This window comes from Spiractinospora alimapuensis (assembly GCF_018437505.1).
Classification (GTDB): Bacteria; Actinomycetota; Actinomycetes; order Streptosporangiales; family Streptosporangiaceae; genus Spiractinospora; species Spiractinospora alimapuensis.
Map to the genome: position 1 here is coordinate 4,662,717 of NZ_CP072467.1, position 18,729 is coordinate 4,681,445.

The window sequence follows — 18,729 nt, forward strand, 5'->3', positions numbered from 1 at the left end:
GTGTCAACCCCGGCGGCGACGGGTTCGCCGGGACCGATGCGGCGAACTTGATCGATTCCCCCTAAGCTGATGCGCGTCGTGTGTTGTGTGCGTCACGTGTGCCCGCTGTCGCCGTGAGAAGGGTCGTTCAATCGTGCGTGTCTCCGCCGCTGTCTGTGGCTCCTTGGGAGCGGCCGTCCTGATCGCGATCGCGGGATGTTCCCCGCAGCAGGCGGGCGCCGTCGCCGTCGTCGGCGACGACCGGCTCACCCACGACGAGGTGCGTTCGGAGATCCAGGACCTTTCCGAGACCCTCCCTGACGGGATGGATCTCACCGAGGAGGACCGGACCGCCATCGCGGCCGGCACCGTCGGCGGATGGGTGGCCGAGCGGCTCCTCGACGCCATCGCGGAGGACGACGGGATCGACGTCAGCCAGGACGCCCTGGACGCGAAGGTCGACGAGCTGGGTGGTCCCCAGGCCCTGGCCGCCAACGGGATCGGCCCCGACTCGGTGGACGAGTTCGCCAAGTTCCAGATCCTCATGACGGCGATGCTGCCCGCCGACGAGGAAGCGCAGCTCCAGGCCGAAGTGGAGTCCCAGGTTCGGGAGCAGGGCACCCTTCAAGGGTTGGACGGCGACGAACTGGAGGAGTTCGTTGAGTTCAATATGCAGCAGCTCTGGCCGCAGACGCGTGGCCAGGAGGTGCAGCAGCGCATCTCCACCCGCGTCGAGGAGCAGATGGACGTCACCGACGTCGACGTGAGCGGGCGGTACGGCGTGTTCGACGAGCAGACCCTGGGGATGCACCAGGGCGCGAGCGCGTCCACGACGGCCGGCTGGGACCCCGACGAGGCCGTGGACACGGGCAACCCGTTCGAGGACATGATGGAGCTCCAGGGAGCCAGCGGTGAGTGACGAGTCGATGCCCGCGACCTCGGCCCGTCCGCCGTCGGACGACCAGCCCGAGCTGGGGGCACGCCTGCTGGACCTGGTGCGGGTCATGGACACCTTGCGCGTGAAGTGCCCGTGGGACGCCGAACAGACCCACGAGACTCTCGCCAAGTACCTGGTCGAGGAGGCCTACGAGGCCGTCGAGGCCATCGAACACGGTGACCCCGCGACGCTGCGGGAGGAACTGGGCGACGTCCTGCTGCAGGTCGTGTTCCACGCGCGCGTCGCCCAGGAACGCGACGACGGCTTCACCATCGACGACGTCGCCGCGGCGATCGTCGCGAAGCTGGTGCGGCGCCACCCCCACGTCTTCGCCGAGACCCAGGTCGAGGGGGTCGACGACGTTCGCGCGAACTGGGAGACGATCAAGGCCGCCGAACGCGCCGCCAAGGGCGAGGAGGACGCCTCCGTCGTCGCCGGTGTCCCCTTCGGCCAACCGGCGGCGCTGCTCGCCTACGAGCTACAGAAGCGCGCCGCGCGTAACGGGATCCCCGAGGACCTCATCGCCGGTGGAGACGACACCGGTGCCGCCCTCTTCGACGCCGTCGCCGCGGAACGCCGGGCCGGATTCGACCCGGAGATGGACCTGCGCGCCGCGGCCCGTGGCTTCGACACCCGCGTCCGCGCGGCCGAGACCCGCGCACGCGCGGACGGCCACGACCCGCGTTCCCTCACGCACGCCCAGTGGCGCGAGTACTGGAGCGCGCGAGGCTGAGTGGCCGTGGTCGGACAAGTGGGGACCGCGCGGAGTCGGGGCGTTGGCGGCGTTCCCTTCGGCCAACTGGCGCTCCTGCTCGCACGCGAGCTGCGGAAGTGCCGGGCGTAACGGGATCCCTGATGACCTCATCGCAGGCGGCGATGACACCGGTGCCACCCTCTTCGACGACGCCCAGCGTCAGTGGGGCCAAGGCCCGCGCACGTGTGGACGGTCACGAGCCGCGTGCTTTCACGCACGTCCAGTGGCGTGAGCACTGGATCGCGCGGGGCTGAGTGGCCGTGGTCGGACAAGTGGGGACCGCGCGGAGTCGGGGCGTTGGCGGCGTTTCCTTCGGCATCGCCGGCGGCGACGGCACCGGTGCCGCCCTCTTCGACGCCGTCGCCGCGGAACGCCGGGCCGGATTCGACCCGGAGATGGACCTGCGCGCCGCCGCCCGTGGCCTCGACGCCCGCGCACGCGCGGACGGCCACGACCCGCGTTCCCTCACGCACGCCCAGGGGCGCGCTGTCTCGGCCGTGTTCGTCGGTGGAATCGTCGTCCGCTCCGTCCGGCCGAATCCGGCCGGGGATGGGACTGCGGTGTGGAGATCCGTGTCCGCCGTGGGTGAGTCCCTGGCACGGGTTCGACCGGGGCGCGACGGATCGGGCCGTGGCCATTATCCGCGTTGTGGAGCGCGCGGAGCTGGGCGGCTCTGGCCGGAAGCGGCGGCACCACGCCGCACAGGGGTCGAAGCGCCATATTCGTCCAGGTGGCGAAGTGGTTCATCCGGTCATGGCGGCGATGCGCGTCGGCGGACGGATCGAATCACGCCGGTCGGACGGCCTGGATCTGTGCGTTGCGCGGTATACGGGGGTTGGGGGAGTCGGGGCTACGGGGCATGCACTCAGGGCAGTGGTGACGGTGAGCGGCGACCCGCCGGAGCGTCCTTGGCCGGAGGCGGACACGACGGCCCCGAGCCGGCTCACAGGCGCCGCGTGTCCACACGCCTCGGGCCCGTCAGGCGGCCGGGGACCGTGCCGGCTCGGTGTCCCGTTGGTGTCGCAGGTGTTCCCGGGTGGACCACAGCACCGCCGCGCCCCATGCCAGGAGGAGCACCGCGTAGACGGCGAGTTGTGTGGGGGCGCGCATCGTGAAGGCCTCCATGCGCATCACGTTGTGCGCGTTCGTCGTGAGGATGAGACCGCCGACCAGAGGGCCGAGCATGCGTCCGGGGATCCGGTGCGCCAACCACGCCGCGATCGGCGCGGCGACCACTCCGCCGAGCAGCAGCGCGCCGACCCAGCCCATGTTCACGCTGCCCAGGCCCAGACCGAACGCGAAACCCGCACTGCCGGCGAGCACGACGACGAACTCCGCGACGCTGATCGATCCCACGACCTTGCGCGGTTCCAGCCGTCCGGTGGCGAGCAGCGCCGACGTCCCGATGGGGCCCCACCCTCCACCACCAGTGGAGTTCATGAAACCCCCGACGAACCCCAGTGGTGCGAGGAACCGATGGGCGAGCACCCGTCCGACCATGTCCTTGGGCGGTCCCCAGACCGTGAACCGGACCAGGACGTAGCAGCCGAGCACCAACAGGATGGTCGTCATGAGAGGCCGTGCGGCCTCCGTCGACAGCCAGCTCAGGAAGAACGCCCCGCCGAAGGCCCCGAGCGCCCCACTGACCGCCACGCCGCGCACCACCCGCCAGTCCACGTTCCCGAACCGCCAGTGCGCGAGCGCCGACACCGCTTGGGAGCCGACCTGGGACAGGTTCACCGTCGCCGACGCCAGGGCCGGCACCGTACCGATGGCCAGCAGGAATGACGTGGACGTGACGCCGTACCCCATGCCCAGGCTGCTGTTGACGAGCTGTGCGAGAAAGCCGAGGATTCCCAGCACCACCAAGCCCTGCACGCGCTCCTCCTGGTTCTCTCCGGCCACCAACGACGGGACCCCGCCCACGAGCGGACACGTGTGGGAAATGTACCGGGACGACGGGTGCGCCCTGTGTCGATAGGCTCACCTTGGCACGCCACATGCGATGCTCGGGCAAGGGCCGGTGGCTCCGGCGGCAGTGAGTCGGGGTCGAGGTCACCCCCTTCCACAGAACTGAGGAGTACAACGGTGCCGTCGATCGAGAGTGTGACTGCCCGGGAGATCCTGGACTCCCGCGGTAATCCGACGATTGAGGTGGAAGTCGAGCTGGACGACGGGACGGATGTTCGTTCCGCGGTTCCCAGCGGTGCCTCCACCGGGAAATTCGAAGCCGTCGAGCTGCGTGACGGCGGCGAGCGCTACGGCGGCAAGGGCGTCGAGAAGGCGGTCACCGCGGTCGAGGACGAGATCCAGCCCGCGCTGCTGGGCGCCGAGCCGGACGAGCAGCGTCTGGTCGACCAGACCCTGATCGACCTGGACGGGACCGCCGACAAGTCCCGCCTGGGTGCGAACGCCACTCTGGGCGTCTCTCTCGCGGTGGCCCGCGCCGCCGCGCAGTCGGCGGAGCTGCCCCTCTACCGCTACCTGGGTGGCCCCAACGCCCACTGGCTGCCGGTGCCGATGATGAACATCCTCAACGGTGGTGCCCACGCGGACACCAACGTCGCCATCCAGGAGTTCATGGTCGCGCCGATCGGTGCCGAGACCTTCGCGGAGGCGCTGCGCTGGGGGACCGAGGTCTACCACGCGTTGAAGGGCGTCCTGAAGGGGCACGGCCTGTCCACCGGCGTCGGCGACGAGGGCGGGTTCGCCCCGAACCTGGACAGCAACCGCGTCGCGCTGGACGTGATCGTGGAGGCGATCCAGAAGGCCGGCTTCACCCCGGGCGGCGACATCGCCCTCGCCGTGGACGCCGCGGCCAGCGAGTTCTACGACAACGGCGCCTACCAGTTCGAGGGCCGTTCTCGCAGCGCCGAGGAGATGACCGCCTACTACGGCGAACTCCTGGACGCCTACCCGCTGGTGTCGCTGGAGGACCCCCTGTTCGAAGAGGACTGGGAGGGCTGGAAGCACCTCACCGACCAGCTCGGCGACCGCGTGCAGATCGTCGGCGACGATCTCTTCGTCACCAACCCCGAGCGGCTGGAGCGCGGCATCACCGAAGGGGCCGCCAACGCCCTGCTGGTGAAGCTCAACCAGATCGGCACCCTGTCGGAGACGCTGGACGCGGTGCACCTGGCGCACCGCAGCGGCTTCGAGTGCATGATCAGCCACCGTTCCGGCGAGACCGAGGACACCACCATCGCCGACCTCGCGGTGGCCACGAACGCTGGTCAGATCAAGACGGGAGCCCCGGCGCGCAGTGAGCGCGTCGCGAAGTACAACCGTCTGCTGCGGATCGAGGAACAGCTCGACGACGCCGGCGACTATGTCGGCGCCCGTGCCTTCCCCCGCTTCCAGGCGGACGGCTGAGCGAGTGGCACAGCGTGAGACGCGACCATCCCGCCCGGCTCGCCGGGCGGGACCGGGCCAGGAGCGGGTGCGACCGGCACTGACGAGCCGGGCCGCCATCCTCGCCCTCGTGCTGTGCGCGGTGACGCTCAGCCTCGCCTACCCGCTGCGCGAGTACATCGCGCAGCGGTCGGAGATCGCCCAGCTCCAGGAGACACGGGCGCATTTGGAGGACAGCGTCGCCGACCTGGAGCAGCGCCGAGAGGACCTGACCTCCGACGAACACGTCGAACAGGAGGCCCGGACCCGGCTCTACTACCAGTACCCGGGCGAGAACGTCTACGTCGTGGTCGACGAGAACAGTGAGGACACCGGAGACCAGGTCCAGGACGGCGACTCCGCCGAGACCTGGTTCGCCCGGCTCTGGCGTTCCGTCGGCGAGGCCGACACCACCGACGCCCCCGTGGACGGCATCCCCGACGCCCAACCCCTCCCCCGCTGACGGGCGAGGCGGTTTCACGTACCGTGCCAGCGCCGGCGGCGCGGCGTCCCGTCCCTTCCGTCGGGTTTGGCGCGTCCCGCGCATTTGATCAGGTGTGGGACCGGACTGCTGGTAGCCTCGCCGGAGTGACGACAGCAGAGGATGTGGCCGCGATCCACACGCAGTTGGGGCGGCCGCCGCGGGGGGTACGGGGCGTCGCGCACCGGTGTCCCTGTGGGCAGCCGGACGTCGTGCGGACAGCGCCGCGGTTGGAGGACGGCACCCCGTTTCCGACGCTCTACTACCTGACGTGCCCGCGGGCGGCCTCCGCGATCGGGCGGTTGGAAGCCAACGGTGTGATGCGGGAGATGACCGAGCGCCTGGCGACCGACCCGGAGCTTCGCGAGGCCTACGGCAAGGCGCACGAGTCCTACCGCGCCGACCGGGATCAGCTCGCCGCGGAGGACGGAATCGAACCCCTCCCACCGGGTATGCAGACCACGGGTGGAATGCCGACCCGCGTGAAGTGCCTGCACGCGCTGGTCGCCCACGAGCTGGCCGCCCCGGGGGAGAACCCCCTGGGTCGCGAGGCTCTGGACATGCTGGAACCGTGGTGGACTGACGGTCCTTGTGTCGCCTCGTCCGACGAGGACGGCACCGAGGCCGGGACTGAGGAGTGAAGATGGATCCCGTCGCAGCGATCGACCTCGGCACCAACTCGATTCGGCTTCTCATCACGCAGCAGGTGGACGGGGAGAGCGAGGACCTCACCCTGGTCGACTTGGTGCGCCGGATGGAGATCGTGCGGTTGGGCCAGGGGGTCGACCGGACGGGAGCGTTCGCTCCCGAGGCCCTGGAGCGAACGTTCGCGGCGCTGCGCGAGTTCGCCACCGTGATCGACGCGCACGGTGTGGAGCGTTCCAGCGCCGGGGTGCGGATGGTCGCCACCAGCGCGAGTCGCGACGTGTCCAATCGGGACCAGCTCATCCGCGGTGTTCGTGACATCCTCGGCGTCGATCCGGAAGTGATCACCGGTGAGGAGGAAGCCGAGCTGACCTTCCTCGGTGCCACGGCCGAACTGGAGGCCACGCACGACTTCCAGCGGCCCTTCCTCGTGGTCGACATCGGCGGCGGGTCGACGGAGTTCGTCCTCGGGCAGCACTCCGACGACGCCGACACGATCGTGCGGGCGTCACGCTCGGTCAACATCGGTTGTGTGCGCATGACCGAACGTCACCTGCGCGAGGACCCGCCTTCGGCGGCGGAGATCGCCGCCGCCACCGCCGACGTCGACGCCGCACTGGACGAGGTGTCCCAGGTCGTTCCACTGGGCGAGGCCCGTACGGTGGTGTGCGTGGCCGGGACCGCCACCACGGTCGCGGGGATCGCCCTGGACCTGCCGGCCTACGACCCCGAGGAGATCCACCACGCGCGGGTCTCCGTGGACCGCACGCGCTCCATCGCCGAGGAACTGTTGGCGATGCCACGGGACCAGCGCGCCGCGCTGGGGGTCATGCACCCGGGACGAGTCGACGTGATCGGGGCAGGGGCGCTGATCCTGCAGCGCACCGTGGAACGGACCAAGGCGGGGGAGTTCGTGGCGAGCGAGCACGACATCCTCGACGGCGTCGCGTTCAGCCTGCTCCACGTCTGAGCCCGTGCCCGCTCACTCAGCGTGAGCCGGGTCACCGCAGTCGCCGCGCAGATCACATAAACAGGTCTCTGACCTGGCCAAACGGCGTGTCCGGCTGGCATATTATGGTCTAAACCACTTGATGCGGTCTTTCCTCGCGGCATGAGCTTGTGAAAGAATGCACAAGCGAGGATGGCAGGTCTGCCATTGGATGTTCGGGAAGCCAGACCAAAATTCTTCCCGGAACTAGGGCCCAACGTGACGTTCGAGAAAATTCTTCGAATATTCACGACCCCGGTCGGGGTGGGTCTGCGACGCAGGAGGACTGACGCAGATGAGCGCAACCCAGGAGAGGAACTACCGAGTCGTCCCTGGTGGCGACGAGGCCGCACGCATCCCACACATCCTGATCGTCGGTGGGGGATACCTGGGAATGACCACCGCGCTGCGCCTTCAGCGCAAGCTGGGCGCGGGGGAAGCGCGGATCACGGTCGTCGACCCCAGCTCGTACATGACCTACCAGCCGTTCCTTCCGGAGGCGGCTGCGGGAAGCATCCAGCCCCGTCACATCGTGGTGCCGCTGCGCAAGGTGCTCAAGCGCGTCAAGGTGCTCACTGGTCGCGTGGTCCGCATCAACCACGAACGTGGCGTCGTCGAGTTCGAACCCGAGGCGGGGGCGAACCGAGAGATCGCCTACGACTACATCGTCATGGCCGCCGGCGCGGTGTCGCGCACCCTGCCCGTTCCGGGACTCTCGGAGTGGGGGATCGGCATCAAGACGATCACCGAGGCCACCTACCTCCGTAACCACGTCCTGCAGCAGCTCGCGATCGCCGACTCGGCCGAGGACCCGGCGCTGCGCAAGAAGGCCCTGAACTTCGTGTTCGTCGGAGGCGGGTTCGCCGGCGCCGAAGCCATCGCCGAGCTCGAGGACATGGCCCGCGACGCCACCCGCTTCTACCCGTCCATCGGAATCGACGACCTGCACTTCTACCTCGTCGAGGCGGCCGACCAGATCCTGCCCGAGGTGGGGCCCGAGGTGGGGCGCAAGACCCTGAACCAGCTACGGCTCCGGGGTATCGACGTGCGTCTCTCCACTCGTCTGGAGTCCGCCGTCGACCAGCACATGGTGCTCTCCGACGGCACCGAGTTCGACGCGGCGACCCTCGTGTGGACGGCCGGCGTCAAGCCCAGCCCCATCGTCGAGGCCAGTGACCTGCCACGCGGCCCGCGCGGGCACGTGGACACCACGGAGTTCCTCACCATCCGCGACACCACCAAGGCGTTCGCCGCCGGGGACAACGCCCAGGTGCCGGTCCTGGACCAGCCGGGAACCTACTACCCGCCGAACGCGCAGAACGCCGTGCGGCAGGCGAAGGTGCTGTCCGACAACATCGTGGCCACCCTTCGTGGTGGCCGGCTCACGCCCTACAGCCACAAGAATCTGGGGGCCGTCGCCGGGCTCGGGCTGCACAAGGGCGCGGCACAGATGCTCGGCGGCATCAAGCTCACTGGGCGTCTCGCCTGGTACGCCCACCGTGGCTACCACCTGTCCGCACTGCCGACCTTCGGCCGCAAGCTCCGGGTCCTCACCGACTGGACGCTGGGAATGTTCCTCCGTCGGGACGTCGCCGCGCTCCCCGAGCTGAGTGATCCACGTCAGCCCTTCGAGGAGGCGGCCCAGCCGGTGGTGGAGGACGGACAACTGCTGCCCCGGTAGGTACACCCGTCGGCGGGGGAGGACGGCGAACGCTGCCCGAACCCGCCGTAGTCATCCGAACACACAGTTGTCTTTACCACAGTGGAACCCTTCCGTGCGGGGTGCTTCGTCAACCCGTGACGCAAGATCGGTATGATGATCGGGCCCTCGTAGCCCAATGGAAGAGGCAGGCCCCCTAAAAGGGTCACAAGTGTCGGTTCGAGTCCGACCGGGGGCACGGTCAGCCTCACCGCGCCACGTCACGCGAGTGCGGGTGTCGGCTTCGACGACCCGCGCTCCGTTCCTCGACGGTCATGCCCCGCATGGCCGTCTTCCCGCTGTAAGGCCACGTTTCGTGGCCCGATCACCATCGGTGTCGTCATGCGGTGCGTCTCGCCTGGCCAGCGCTGTGAAGACGTTCGCACGCGGTCACACGGGCGCGCCCAAGAGAACTCAGTGGACACGACCTGGGTCGGCGGCGTGGCGACGGGGCCTCTTCGGCGGCGCTCGCGAGGCCGCCGCCCGCGTGGCGGCTGAGCGGAGCCCCTCCCGCATGGACGCGGGGGGACGCCCGGTGGGGGGGAAGAGTCACGGGGCTCTCACCACGCATGTGGTCGTGCGGGGCGGGGTGGCCGCGCGCCGCGACGCCCGTCTGGTGGGACCGTAGAGTATGACCCCTGGTTCGACCTTCAGGAGTACGCCCATTGGATGCCGTCGCCGCGATCGTGCGGGCGTTTGGTGTGGCAGCGGACGTGGTCGGGCTCGAGGCGGAACCGGTGCCGAGGCCGGGGGCGGGCGAGGTCGTCGTGCGGATGGGTGTCAGTGTCGTCAACCCGTCGGACCTCATCACGATCTCCGGGGCGTACCCGTCGCGGACCTCCCTGCCGTTTCGCCCGGGTTTCGAGGGGGTCGGGACCGTCGTCGCCGCCGGCCACGGCGGGGGTCCTGTCTCGGTGGGGGATCGGGTGCTGCCGATCGGCACGTCGGGGACGTGGGCAACGCACAAGGTGCTGCCCGCGCGGTGGTGCTTTCCGGTCTCCGACCGGCTGGACGTGGAGCAGGCCGCGACGAGCTACGTCAACCCGGTCACCGCGTGGCTGATGCTCCACGGTGACTCCCCGGTGGCGCCGGGCTCCAGCGTTGTGGTCGACGCGGCCGCGTCCGGGATCGGGCGGATGCTGCTGCGGATGCTGAACGAGATGGACATCGAACCGATCGCCGTGGTGCGTCGGCCCGCCTCCGTCGCGGCGCTGGACTCCCGGGTGCGGGCGGTGGTCGCCACCGACGAAGGCGACGTCAGCGCACGGCTCATGGCCGCGACGGACGGTCGGCCGGTCGACGTCGTCCTGGACGCCGTGGGCGGCGAGGTGGCGGGGCGACTCGCGGGTTTCCTGCGTCCGGGCGGGCGGCTGGTGCACTACGGCCTGCTCTCCGGGGTACCGCTCCCGGTCTGGCTGCACCAGCCCGACTCCGGCGTCCGGGTGGAGCCGTTCCGACTGCGCGACTGGGTCCACTCCGCTCCCCGTGCCCAGGTCGCGTCGGTGCTGGCCACCGCGCAGGACCTGGTCGCGACCGGTGTGGCCCGGTCCGAGGTCGACAGCCGGTTCCCCCTCACCGAGGTGACCGCGGCGCTGCGCCGGCAGGAGTCACCGGAGCGTCGGGGCAAGGTCCTGCTCGATCTCGACTGACCGCCGCGTCGGCGCGTCCCGGCGGCCCCGTCCACCATTCCCATTCTGGTGCCGCGGGGAGGGTTTCCCTTGACCTGCCCGGGGTGAAAGCAGGGACAGCGCACAGTCAGCCTCAGCGTTGGGGGAGGCGTAGAGCATGACGACAGGTGGAATCGGGACGGCGTCGGTCGAAGCCGAGGTGGCGGCCGTCGTCGACGAATGGGTCAACGCGGAACGAGCCGGGGACGCCGACGCCCTGGACCGGATCATCGCCCCGGGGTTCCCGGGCATCGGCCCGTTGGGGTTCCGGCTCGACCGCGACCAGTGGCTGGACCGCTACCGGTCGGGCGACCTGACCAACGACAGCTTCGCGTTCCAGGACCCGGACATCCGTGTCTACGACAACACGACGGCCATCGTCATCGGGGTGCAGGACCAGGACACCTGGTGGCGTGGCTACCACAACCCGGCCCGCCTCCGGGCGACGTTGGTGCTGCTCCGGCGGGAGTCCGGCTGGATGATCGCGAACATCCAACTGTCCAACATGGCGGAGTCCTAGCGAGTCCTATGTTGACCGGGCAACGTGAAGCCCGCGCACACGTGTGCCCCGCGCCGGCCGGCGCGGGGCACACGTCGTTGATGGCGTCGCCTACTGGCCGCTGTCTCGCAGGAGCTGCTCGAAGGGCACGACGTCGGCGAACGGGTCCGGGCGCCGCGGGGTCGGTTGGCGCCGGATGGCGGCCACCAGTTCTCCCGCCGCCCGGGTGATCCGCTCGGCGAGCTCGGGGTCGCTGCCCCAGTCCGCGCTCGCGGCGTAGATCGCGGTCGGCACCGGAGCCGCGCGGAGGTAGGCCAGGAGCGGCCGCATGGCGTACTCCAGCACGAGCGAATGACGCTCGCTCCCGCCGGTCGCCGCGAGCAGCACCGGCTTCGCCTCCAGGGAGTCCGGGTCGAGGATGTCCATGAAGGACTTGAACAACCCGCTGTAGGACGCGGCGAAGGTCGGCGACACCAGGATCACCCCGTCCGCCGCCTCGACCTTCGCGAGGACCTCGCCCAGCCGCTCGCTGGGGAACCCGGTGAGCAGGCGGTCGGTGATGTCGTGGGCGAGTTCCCGCAACTCCACGACCTCCACGCTCGCGTCGGCCCCCAACTGCGTGTGCGTGGCCGAGCCCAGGCGGTCGGCGAGCAGTCGTGTGCTCGACGGCTGGGACAGGCCCGCCGTGATCACGACAACACTGGTCATGCTGTGGTCTCCTCCTGTGTGCGGGTGGCGAGCAGGGACTGGTGGGTCGGCGCGTCGGGAACGTGGGCGGGCTTGAGCGCCGCGAACTCCTTGCGCAGGACCGGTACGACCTCCTCGCCCAGGATGTCCAGTTGTTCCAGCACGGTCTTCAGCGGCAGACCGGCGTGGTCCATGAGGAAGAGCTGACGCTGGTAGTCGCCCACGTATTCGCGGAAGCCGAGCGTGCGTTCGATGACCTGCTGCGGCGAGCCGACGGTGAGTGGGGTCTGCGCGGAGAACTCCTCCAGGGACGGCCCTCCGCCGTAGACGGGAGCGTTGTCGAAGTACGGCCGGAACTCCTTGACGGCGTCCTGGGAGCTGGGCCGCATGAACACCTGACCGCCCAGGCCCACGATCGCCTGGTCGGCCGAGCCGTGCCCATGGTGCTCGTAGCGCTGCCGGTACAGGTTCACCATCTGCCGGGTGTGGTGCTTGGGCCAGAAGATGTGGTTGTGGAAGAACCCGTCACCGTAGTACGCGGCCTGCTCGGCGATCTGGGGACTGCGGATCGAGCCGTGCCACACGAACGGCGGGACGCCGTCCAGCGGGCGCGGTGTGGAGGTGAAGCCCTGCAACGGCGTGCGGAACTTGCCCTCCCAGTCCACGACGTCCTCGCGCCACAGTCGGTGGAGCAGGTTGTAGTTCTCCACGGCGAGCGGGATTCCCTGTCGGATGTCCTGGCCGAACCACGGGTAGACCGGCGGCGTGTTCCCCCGCCCCATCATCACGTCGACTCGACCATCCGCGAGGTGCTGCAACATCGCGAAGTCCTCGGCGATCTTCACCGGGTCGTTCGTGGTGATCAGGGTGGTGGACGTCGACAGGATGAGCTTCTTGGTCCGTGCGGCGACGTAGCCGAGCATGGTGGTCGGCGAGGACGGAACGAACGGCGGGTTGTGGTGCTCACCCGTCGCGAAGACGTCCAAGCCCACCTCCTCGGCCTTGAGCGCGATCGCGACCATCGCCGAGATCCGCTCGTGCTCGCTCGGCGTGCGGCCGTTCGTCGGGTCCTGCGTGACGTCCCCGACGGTGAAGACACCGAACTGCATGCCATCCTCCACCCAGTAGTTTAATCGTCAACTAAACCGGTGAACGTCCAGTATGACCACGCTATTCCACGCCGTCGAGCCCCGTCTGTTTGTCGTGGTCACGGCAATACCAGGCGGGTTTTGGCCGCCTTGGGGCGGGAACCGGTAACAGTACGTTGCTGACCGTTGGGCCGAGTCGGAGCGGGTGCGCGACGCGCGCCGCCGGAGCTGGGAGGACCCGATGGGGCGTGCGTTGCGGTACGGGTACGTCGCTGCCCTGCTGGCGACCGCGTGGACGATGGGGCTGGAGCTCGCGCACGTCCTCAAGCTGCCGGCCACGTCGGGATACGAGCCGGCGATGTTCGGGTGGCTGCAGCAAACCCTGTACTTTTGGTCCGGAGTCGTCAGTGGCACGGTGTGTGTCGTCGCCGTCGTCCTCACCGCCCTGGTCGCCCTGGCCACGCGTCACGACGACATCCTGCGCTGGTTCACCACCGGCGCGTTCCTCGCCGAGGGGCTCGCGACCATCATCTTCTTCGCGGTGATCTACCCCGTGAACCTGCGCTTCCCCCTCGGGGAGGACGGACAGCCCCCCGCGGACTGGGCGACACTACGTCTCCTCTGGGAGGCCGGTCACGTCGCCGGCTTCGTCCTGTTCACCCTCGCGTTCCTTCTTCTCACGATCGGGCTGGTACGCGCCGCGGCCACGACGCGCGCGTAGAGCACCCGCGCGAGGGTCCGCCGACAAGGAAGGCCGGGTGGTCGGCGCGCCCGGCCACCCGGTCTCGGGCCGTCACAACGTCACGTCCCCCACCACCTAGAACCCGAGGAGGTCCGGCAGCCAGTTGGAGAACTCGGGGACGTAGGCCACCAGGAACAACACCGCGAGCCCGGCCAGCAGGAACGGCCCCGTTCCGCGGATCACCTCCACCAGGGGGACCCGCGCGATGCCCGCGGCGACGAACAGGTTCACTCCGACCGGCGGGGTCACCAACCCCAGGGCGAGGTTCACGGTCATCAGCACCCCGATGGTGGTGACGTCCACGCCCACCGCCAACAGCACCGGCGCCACGATCGGCACGAACAGGTACAGGGCGGAGACCGCGTCGATGAACGCGCCGATGATCAGGAGCAGGATCATCACCAACAGCACGATCAGGAAGCGGTTCTCGGTGAAGGAGAGCAGCAGATCGGCCAGGTGGGCGGCGATGTGGTTCACCGTCACCACATAGGTGAAGACCGAGGCCGACCCGACGATCAGCATGATCACGGCGGACTGCGCCGCCGCGGTCACGAAGATCCGGTAGAGGGAGGAGAGCTTCAGCTCCCGATACAGGAACAGTCCCACGAGCATGGCGTAGGCGCAGGCGACCACGGCGGACTCGGTGGGGGTGACGACTCCGCCGTAGATGCCGCCCAGGATGATCACCGGCATCAGCAGGCCGGGCAGGGCGCGCAGGAACGCGGAGGCGAGGTCGCGCGTGGAGGCTCGACGCCCCACACCCGCGGCGACCTCGGCGTCGGCGGCGTCCGTGACGGGTGAGGATTCGGTGCCGACGAACGCGGAGCCCGCCTCGGTTCCGGCGGTGCCGCCCTCGGCGTTGGAGCCCGCGCCCACGGTGGCCTCGACGCGGGCGTCGCCGTCCCCCGGGTCTTGCGCGGCGGCCCGGCGGCCGTTGACCATCGCGCTGACCGTGGCCGTCGCACGGGGAAGGAACAGGCAGGCGACCATCAACGCGACCGCGAGCATGATGCCGGGGACGATGCCGGCGACGAACAGGCGGACGATGGACACACCCGCGTAGTCGCTCACCACCACGGCGAAGATGATGAAGACGATGCTCGGCGGAACGATGATGCCCAACGATCCAGCGCTGGCGACCAGCGAGGTCGCGTGCCGCTTCTGGTAACCGTGCCGGATCAGTGCCGGGATGAGGATGGTGCCGATCGCCGCCACGGTCGCCGGGCCGGAGCCGGAGATCGCCGAGAAGAAGAACGCCGCGATGATCACCACGATGGCCAGGCCGTGCTTGCGGTGGCCGACGCACGCGTTGGCGAAGTCGATGAGCCGCCGCGAGATCCCGGCGTACTCCATGATCACGCCGGCGAGGATGAAGAAGGGGATCGCGAGCAGGGTCTCGGAGGAGACGGAGCCGACGAACACGCTGGGCACCAGGGACAGGTCGCCGAGGCCGCCGACGGCGATGAGGGCGACCGCGGCGGACAGACCCAGGGCGAAGGCCACCGGTACGCCGACGAACAACAGGACGGCGAACGTCCCGAACAGGATGAGTTCGATCATCGCTCGACCTCCGCGTCGGTCTGGGGCGTTGTCTCCGCGGTCGGGGCTTTGGCGGTGCGAACCCCGGCCTCGACGGCCCGGTATCCGCCCAGCAGCGCGCCGATCGGCAGGGCGATGGTGAACAGCCACTGCGGGATCTCCATCGAGGGAGTCCCCCGGCCGCGTTCGGCCTGCTGCAGGGCCATCTCCATGCCGAAGTACAGCAGGATGGCGAGGAAGGCGAGGATCGCGGCCGTGATGAACACGGTCATCGCCGTGCGCAGGTGTCCCCGGGCCCGCTCGTGCAGGACCGCGAAGCCGAGGTGGGCGCCTTCTCGGAGGCCGATGACCGCGCCCATCATCACCATCCACACGGCGAGGTTGACGGTCACCTCACCGGTGAAGGCGAGCGAGACGTTGAGAAAGTAGCGGCTGAGCACGTTGACGAAGGCCACCAGGGCGACGACCGCGAAGGGTATCGCCGCGAGGAGGTTCTCGACCGTGCTGAGGATGCGGGAGGGCATGCGTTTCAGTCCTCGGGGGTCACGGCGTCGATCAGGTCGGTGCCCCACACTGAGGCGTAGTCGTCGTAGAGGGGCTGTACCGCCTCCCGGAACTCCGCCATCTGGGCTTCGTCCAGCACGGTGGTGTCCAGGAGTTCGGCCTGTTCCTCGAGCTGGACTTCCTCGGCGTCCCGGTTGAGCTGGATCTGGTAGGCGTTGGCCTCGTCCGCGGCGTCCTGGATGATGTCCTGGTCGGCGGGGTCCAGGGAGTCGAACAGTTCCTGGTTCACGCCGAGGATCAGGGGATCGTAGACGTAGTTCCAGACCGTCAGGTAGGCCTGCACCTCGGCCATTCCCGCCTTGTCGATGACGTCCATCGGGTTCTCCTGCCCCTCGATGGTCCCCTGCTGCAGTGAGGTGAAGACCTCGGCGAAGTTCATGGTGGAGGGGTTCGCGCCGCTCCCCCGGTAGAAGTCGGTCAGCAGGCCGATCTCGGGGATCCGGATCTTGATGCCCTCAAGGTCCTCGGGAGCCTCGATGGGGCGCACGTTGTTGGTGACCTGTCGGAACCCGCTCTCGCCGAAACCGAGCATGTGGACGCCGAACTCCGCGGTCAGCTCCTGGTAGGCCTCCTCCGCGCCGGCGGAGATGGCCGCGTCGGCCTGGTCGTAGTCGGTGTAGAGGAACGGGGCGTTGATCGCCCCGAAGCGGGGGTCGACGGCGGCGTAGATGATGGTGGAGTTGTAGGTGAAGTCCTTGTCGCCACTCATCAACTGCTCGACGCCACCAGCCTGGTTGCCGGCGGAGAGCTGCTCGTTGGGGAAGACGTCCACCGACATCCGGCCGTCCGACTCTCGCTCCAGGGTCTCGGCGAACAGCTCGGCGGCCTCGTACCAGGTGGACGCGGCGCCCACGGTGATCGTCATCTTCCAGCTATAGGTGGTGTCGTCAGACGCCGCACCCGCGGTGCCGCAGGCCGTGAGTGACAGGCCTGTCGCCGCGGCGGCCACCCCTGTGCAGAGCTTCGAGAACTTCCGCTGCACCCCAGGTCTCCTCTCGGCGCCAACCCGAGGGCCGGCTCGTCACGAGGGCGCCGCTCAGGGGAACGGCGCGTTGGTAGTGGGAGATCCATCGCGCGAAACGCCAGCGGATAAGCCGACATTCTTCGCGATTGAGACAAGTTGCCCTTCGTGGGGTGCCCGTTGATCATAGCGGGATGAGTGTTAGTGATCATCCGCTGCCTGGACAATCAGCCCGACTCGCCGGCCTCACCACCTACGTCTTCGGCGGCGGAGGCGGTCCGGACGGTGTGACCAACGGTGAGGCCGCCGCCGTCACCTACGCCCGGGCGGGCGCCGCCATCGCCGTCATCGACGTCGACCCCGACGCCGCACGATGGACGGTCGAGCACGTCCGCCGCGAGGGCGGCGACGCCGTGGCCGTGACCGCGGACGTCACCGACGAGAGCCAAGTCGCCGCGGCGGTCGAGCGGGCCTCCGACGCCGTGGGGGCGGCAGACGTCGTCCACAACAACGTGGGAGCGACAGTGATCGGGAACCCGGTCGACCTGAGCTACGAGGCCTGGCGTCGCGCCTTCGTGCTCAACGTCGACAGTGTGTTCCTGACCGCCAAGTTCACCCTCCCGGCCATGCTGGAGCGTGGGCGTGGCGCCTTCGTCAACGTGTCCTCCATCGCGGGACTCCGGCACGTCGGGTACGAGTTTCCCGCCTACATGGCCAGTAAGGGGGCCGTGAACCAGGTGACGGTCTCCCTCGCCCTGACCTACGCCGACCGCGGCATCCGCGCCAACGCGGTCGCCCCCGGATTCATCGACACCCCGCTGGTCCGCAAGCAGCTCGCCTCCCAGGCCGGTTCCATCGACGAACTCCTCGCCGCGCGCAACGCCATGAGTCCCACCGGTCAGATGGGCACCCCATGGCACGTGGCCCACGCGGCGCTCTTCCTGGCCTCCCCCGAGGCCGCCTACGTCAACGGTGTCTGCCTCCCCGTCGACGGCGGTCTCGCCATGCGGAGCGGATGAGGAGCGGTCCACGTCCCGCCCTGGGCCGGCCGGGCCCAGGGGCTTCCACCGGTTCCGGTCATGGTTAAACCGCGGCGCGTGGGACAAGAATGCCGAGCAGGGCCCCACCGGCCGTGGGGCGCTCACGACGAAAGGGGACTGCCGTGCTCCGTAAACCCCTCCTCGCGGCGGGGCATTCTCCGGTGATTCGGCGCGTGATCGAACGCGTGCCGCCGACCCGAAACCTCGTTGCCCGGTTCGTCGCCGGCGAGCGCCAGTCCCAGGCGATCCCCGTCGTCGCCACCATCACCCGCGACCGGCTCGTCACGATGGACTACCTCGGCGAGGAGGTCCGATCCCCGGAACGCGCGGAGGCGACCGCGCTGGAGTACATCCGGTTGTTGGAGGCGCTCGCCGACGCCGAGCTCGCCGACCGCGTGGAGGTGTCGGTCAAGCTCTCGGCGCTCGGGCACTTCCTGGAGGCCGATGGCGAGAAGGTCGCTCTGGAGAACGCCCGGCGGGTGTGCCGGGCCGCGTCGAACGCCGGAACCACCATCACCGTCGACATGGAGGACCACACCACGACGGACTCCACACTCGCGATCGTGGGCCAGCTCCGTCAGGACTTCCCGTGGGTTGGCGCGGTCCTCCAGGCGGCACTCCGCCGGACCGAGGCCGACTGTCGAGACCTCGCCCACGCGGGTTCGCGGGTCCGCCTGTGTAAGGGCGCCTACGACGAACCCGCCAGTGTGGCGTTCCGATCCAGGCGCGAGGTGGATCGGTCCTACGTCCGCTGTCTCCGCGTCCTGATGGAAGGCGCCGGCGAGCCACTGGTCGCCACCCACGACCCTCGGCTCCTCATGGTCGCCGACCGGCTCGCCACCCGGAACGGTCGCACATCGGACGGCTTCGAGTACCAAATGCTGTACGGAATCCGCGACGCCGAACAGCGCCGCCTCGCCGCCGAGGGCAACCGCGTCCGCGTCTACGTTCCCTACGGTGTGGACTGGTACGGATACGCCATGCGCCGCGTCGCCGAACGGCCCGCTGACCTCGCGCTCCTGCTCCGCTCCCTGGCGGGGCAGAGCTGAGCGCCGCTAGCGCACGCCGC

The 18,729-nt window shown here is 69.4% G+C and carries 18 protein-coding genes and 1 tRNA gene; 13 read left to right on the top strand and 6 right to left on the bottom strand.

Going from position 1 to position 18,729, the window contains the following annotated elements; translation table 11 throughout:
- Nucleotides 1–133: 133 nt before the first annotated feature.
- Nucleotides 134–898 (top strand): SurA N-terminal domain-containing protein, encoded by a 765-nt coding sequence (locus J4H86_RS21895; RefSeq protein ID WP_236539904.1) that lies wholly within the window; start codon nt 134–136, stop codon nt 896–898.
- Nucleotides 899–905: 7 nt separating this feature from the next.
- Nucleotides 906–1,649: a nucleoside triphosphate pyrophosphohydrolase gene (gene mazG, locus J4H86_RS21900; protein WP_236544130.1), complete on the top strand. Its 744-nt coding sequence runs from the start codon at nt 906–908 to the stop codon at nt 1,647–1,649.
- Between the two features lie 999 nt (nt 1,650–2,648).
- On the opposite strand, the gene J4H86_RS21910 is transcribed toward mazG, so the two are convergent.
- Nucleotides 2,649–3,575 (bottom strand): sulfite exporter TauE/SafE family protein, encoded by a 927-nt coding sequence (locus J4H86_RS21910; RefSeq protein ID WP_236539905.1) that lies wholly within the window; start codon nt 3,573–3,575, stop codon nt 2,649–2,651.
- 183 nt (nt 3,576–3,758) lie between these two features.
- Between J4H86_RS21910 and eno the strand changes: the two genes are divergently transcribed.
- The 8 genes from eno to J4H86_RS21950 all read left to right on the top strand — a co-directional run bounded on the left by eno (nt 3,759) and on the right by J4H86_RS21950 (nt 11,060).
- The gene (gene eno / locus J4H86_RS21915) at nt 3,759–5,042 is read left to right on the top strand and encodes a phosphopyruvate hydratase (protein WP_236539908.1); all 1,284 of its coding nucleotides are present in this window, start codon (nt 3,759–3,761) and stop codon (nt 5,040–5,042) included.
- A gap of 67 nt (nt 5,043–5,109) precedes the next feature.
- Nucleotides 5,110–5,523 (top strand): FtsB family cell division protein, encoded by a 414-nt coding sequence (locus J4H86_RS21920; protein ID WP_236539910.1) that lies wholly within the window; start codon nt 5,110–5,112, stop codon nt 5,521–5,523.
- Nucleotides 5,524–5,648: 125 nt separating this feature from the next.
- On the top strand, nt 5,649–6,182 hold the full coding sequence (locus J4H86_RS21925; RefSeq protein ID WP_236539912.1) for a DUF501 domain-containing protein: 534 nt from the start codon (nt 5,649–5,651) through the stop codon (nt 6,180–6,182).
- A 2-nt stretch (nt 6,183–6,184) separates the two neighbouring features.
- Nucleotides 6,185–7,156 (top strand): Ppx/GppA phosphatase family protein, encoded by a 972-nt coding sequence (locus J4H86_RS21930; RefSeq protein WP_330932444.1) that lies wholly within the window; start codon nt 6,185–6,187, stop codon nt 7,154–7,156.
- Between the two features lie 313 nt (nt 7,157–7,469).
- Complete coding sequence (locus J4H86_RS21935; protein ID WP_236539916.1) at nt 7,470–8,855, top strand: NAD(P)/FAD-dependent oxidoreductase; 1,386 nt, start codon at nt 7,470–7,472, stop codon at nt 8,853–8,855.
- Between the two features lie 143 nt (nt 8,856–8,998).
- Nucleotides 8,999–9,072: transfer RNA gene (locus J4H86_RS21940), tRNA-Leu, on the top strand.
- A gap of 466 nt (nt 9,073–9,538) precedes the next feature.
- A complete protein-coding gene (locus J4H86_RS21945; RefSeq protein ID WP_236539917.1) occupies nt 9,539–10,522 on the top strand; it encodes a zinc-dependent alcohol dehydrogenase family protein in 984 nt (327 codons plus the stop codon).
- 136 nt (nt 10,523–10,658) lie between these two features.
- Complete coding sequence (locus J4H86_RS21950) at nt 10,659–11,060, top strand: nuclear transport factor 2 family protein (protein ID WP_236539919.1); 402 nt, start codon at nt 10,659–10,661, stop codon at nt 11,058–11,060.
- A 90-nt stretch (nt 11,061–11,150) separates the two neighbouring features.
- Here the strand turns inward: J4H86_RS21950 and J4H86_RS21955 are convergent, their stop codons facing one another.
- On the bottom strand, nt 11,151–11,747 hold the full coding sequence (locus J4H86_RS21955; RefSeq protein ID WP_236539921.1) for an FMN reductase: 597 nt from the start codon (nt 11,745–11,747) through the stop codon (nt 11,151–11,153).
- Nucleotides 11,744–12,835 (bottom strand): LLM class flavin-dependent oxidoreductase, encoded by a 1,092-nt coding sequence (locus J4H86_RS21960; RefSeq protein WP_236539923.1) that lies wholly within the window; start codon nt 12,833–12,835, stop codon nt 11,744–11,746. Before J4H86_RS21960 ends, J4H86_RS21955 begins: the two co-directional genes overlap by 4 nt.
- A 220-nt stretch (nt 12,836–13,055) precedes the next feature.
- Between J4H86_RS21960 and J4H86_RS21965 the strand changes: the two genes are divergently transcribed.
- Nucleotides 13,056–13,535: a hypothetical protein gene (locus J4H86_RS21965; protein WP_236539925.1), complete on the top strand. Its 480-nt coding sequence runs from the start codon at nt 13,056–13,058 to the stop codon at nt 13,533–13,535.
- A gap of 96 nt (nt 13,536–13,631) precedes the next feature.
- On the opposite strand, the gene J4H86_RS21970 is transcribed toward J4H86_RS21965, so the two are convergent.
- Genes J4H86_RS21970 through J4H86_RS21980 form a run of 3 tightly spaced genes read right to left on the bottom strand, consistent with a single transcriptional unit; the run spans nt 13,632 to nt 16,641 of the window.
- A complete protein-coding gene (locus J4H86_RS21970) occupies nt 13,632–15,116 on the bottom strand; it encodes a TRAP transporter large permease (protein WP_236539926.1) in 1,485 nt (494 codons plus the stop codon).
- Nucleotides 15,113–15,619 carry a TRAP transporter small permease gene (locus J4H86_RS21975; RefSeq protein WP_236539927.1) on the bottom strand — a complete coding sequence of 169 codons (507 nt, stop codon included), beginning with the start codon at nt 15,617–15,619 and terminating at the stop codon, nt 15,113–15,115. The genes J4H86_RS21970 and J4H86_RS21975 overlap by 4 nt, the downstream gene beginning before the upstream one ends.
- 5 nt (nt 15,620–15,624) lie before the next feature.
- Nucleotides 15,625–16,641: a DctP family TRAP transporter solute-binding subunit gene (locus J4H86_RS21980; RefSeq protein WP_236539929.1), complete on the bottom strand. Its 1,017-nt coding sequence runs from the start codon at nt 16,639–16,641 to the stop codon at nt 15,625–15,627.
- Nucleotides 16,642–16,814: 173 nt separating this feature from the next.
- On the opposite strand from J4H86_RS21980, the gene J4H86_RS21985 reads away from it, so the two are divergent.
- Together J4H86_RS21985 and J4H86_RS21990 are read left to right on the top strand one after the other, a co-directional pair.
- Nucleotides 16,815–17,639 carry an SDR family NAD(P)-dependent oxidoreductase gene (locus tag J4H86_RS21985; protein WP_236539930.1) on the top strand — a complete coding sequence of 275 codons (825 nt, stop codon included), beginning with the start codon at nt 16,815–16,817 and terminating at the stop codon, nt 17,637–17,639.
- A 143-nt stretch (nt 17,640–17,782) separates the two neighbouring features.
- Nucleotides 17,783–18,709: a proline dehydrogenase family protein gene (locus J4H86_RS21990; RefSeq protein ID WP_236539931.1), complete on the top strand. Its 927-nt coding sequence runs from the start codon at nt 17,783–17,785 to the stop codon at nt 18,707–18,709.
- The last annotated feature ends 20 nt before the right edge of the window (nt 18,710–18,729 follow it).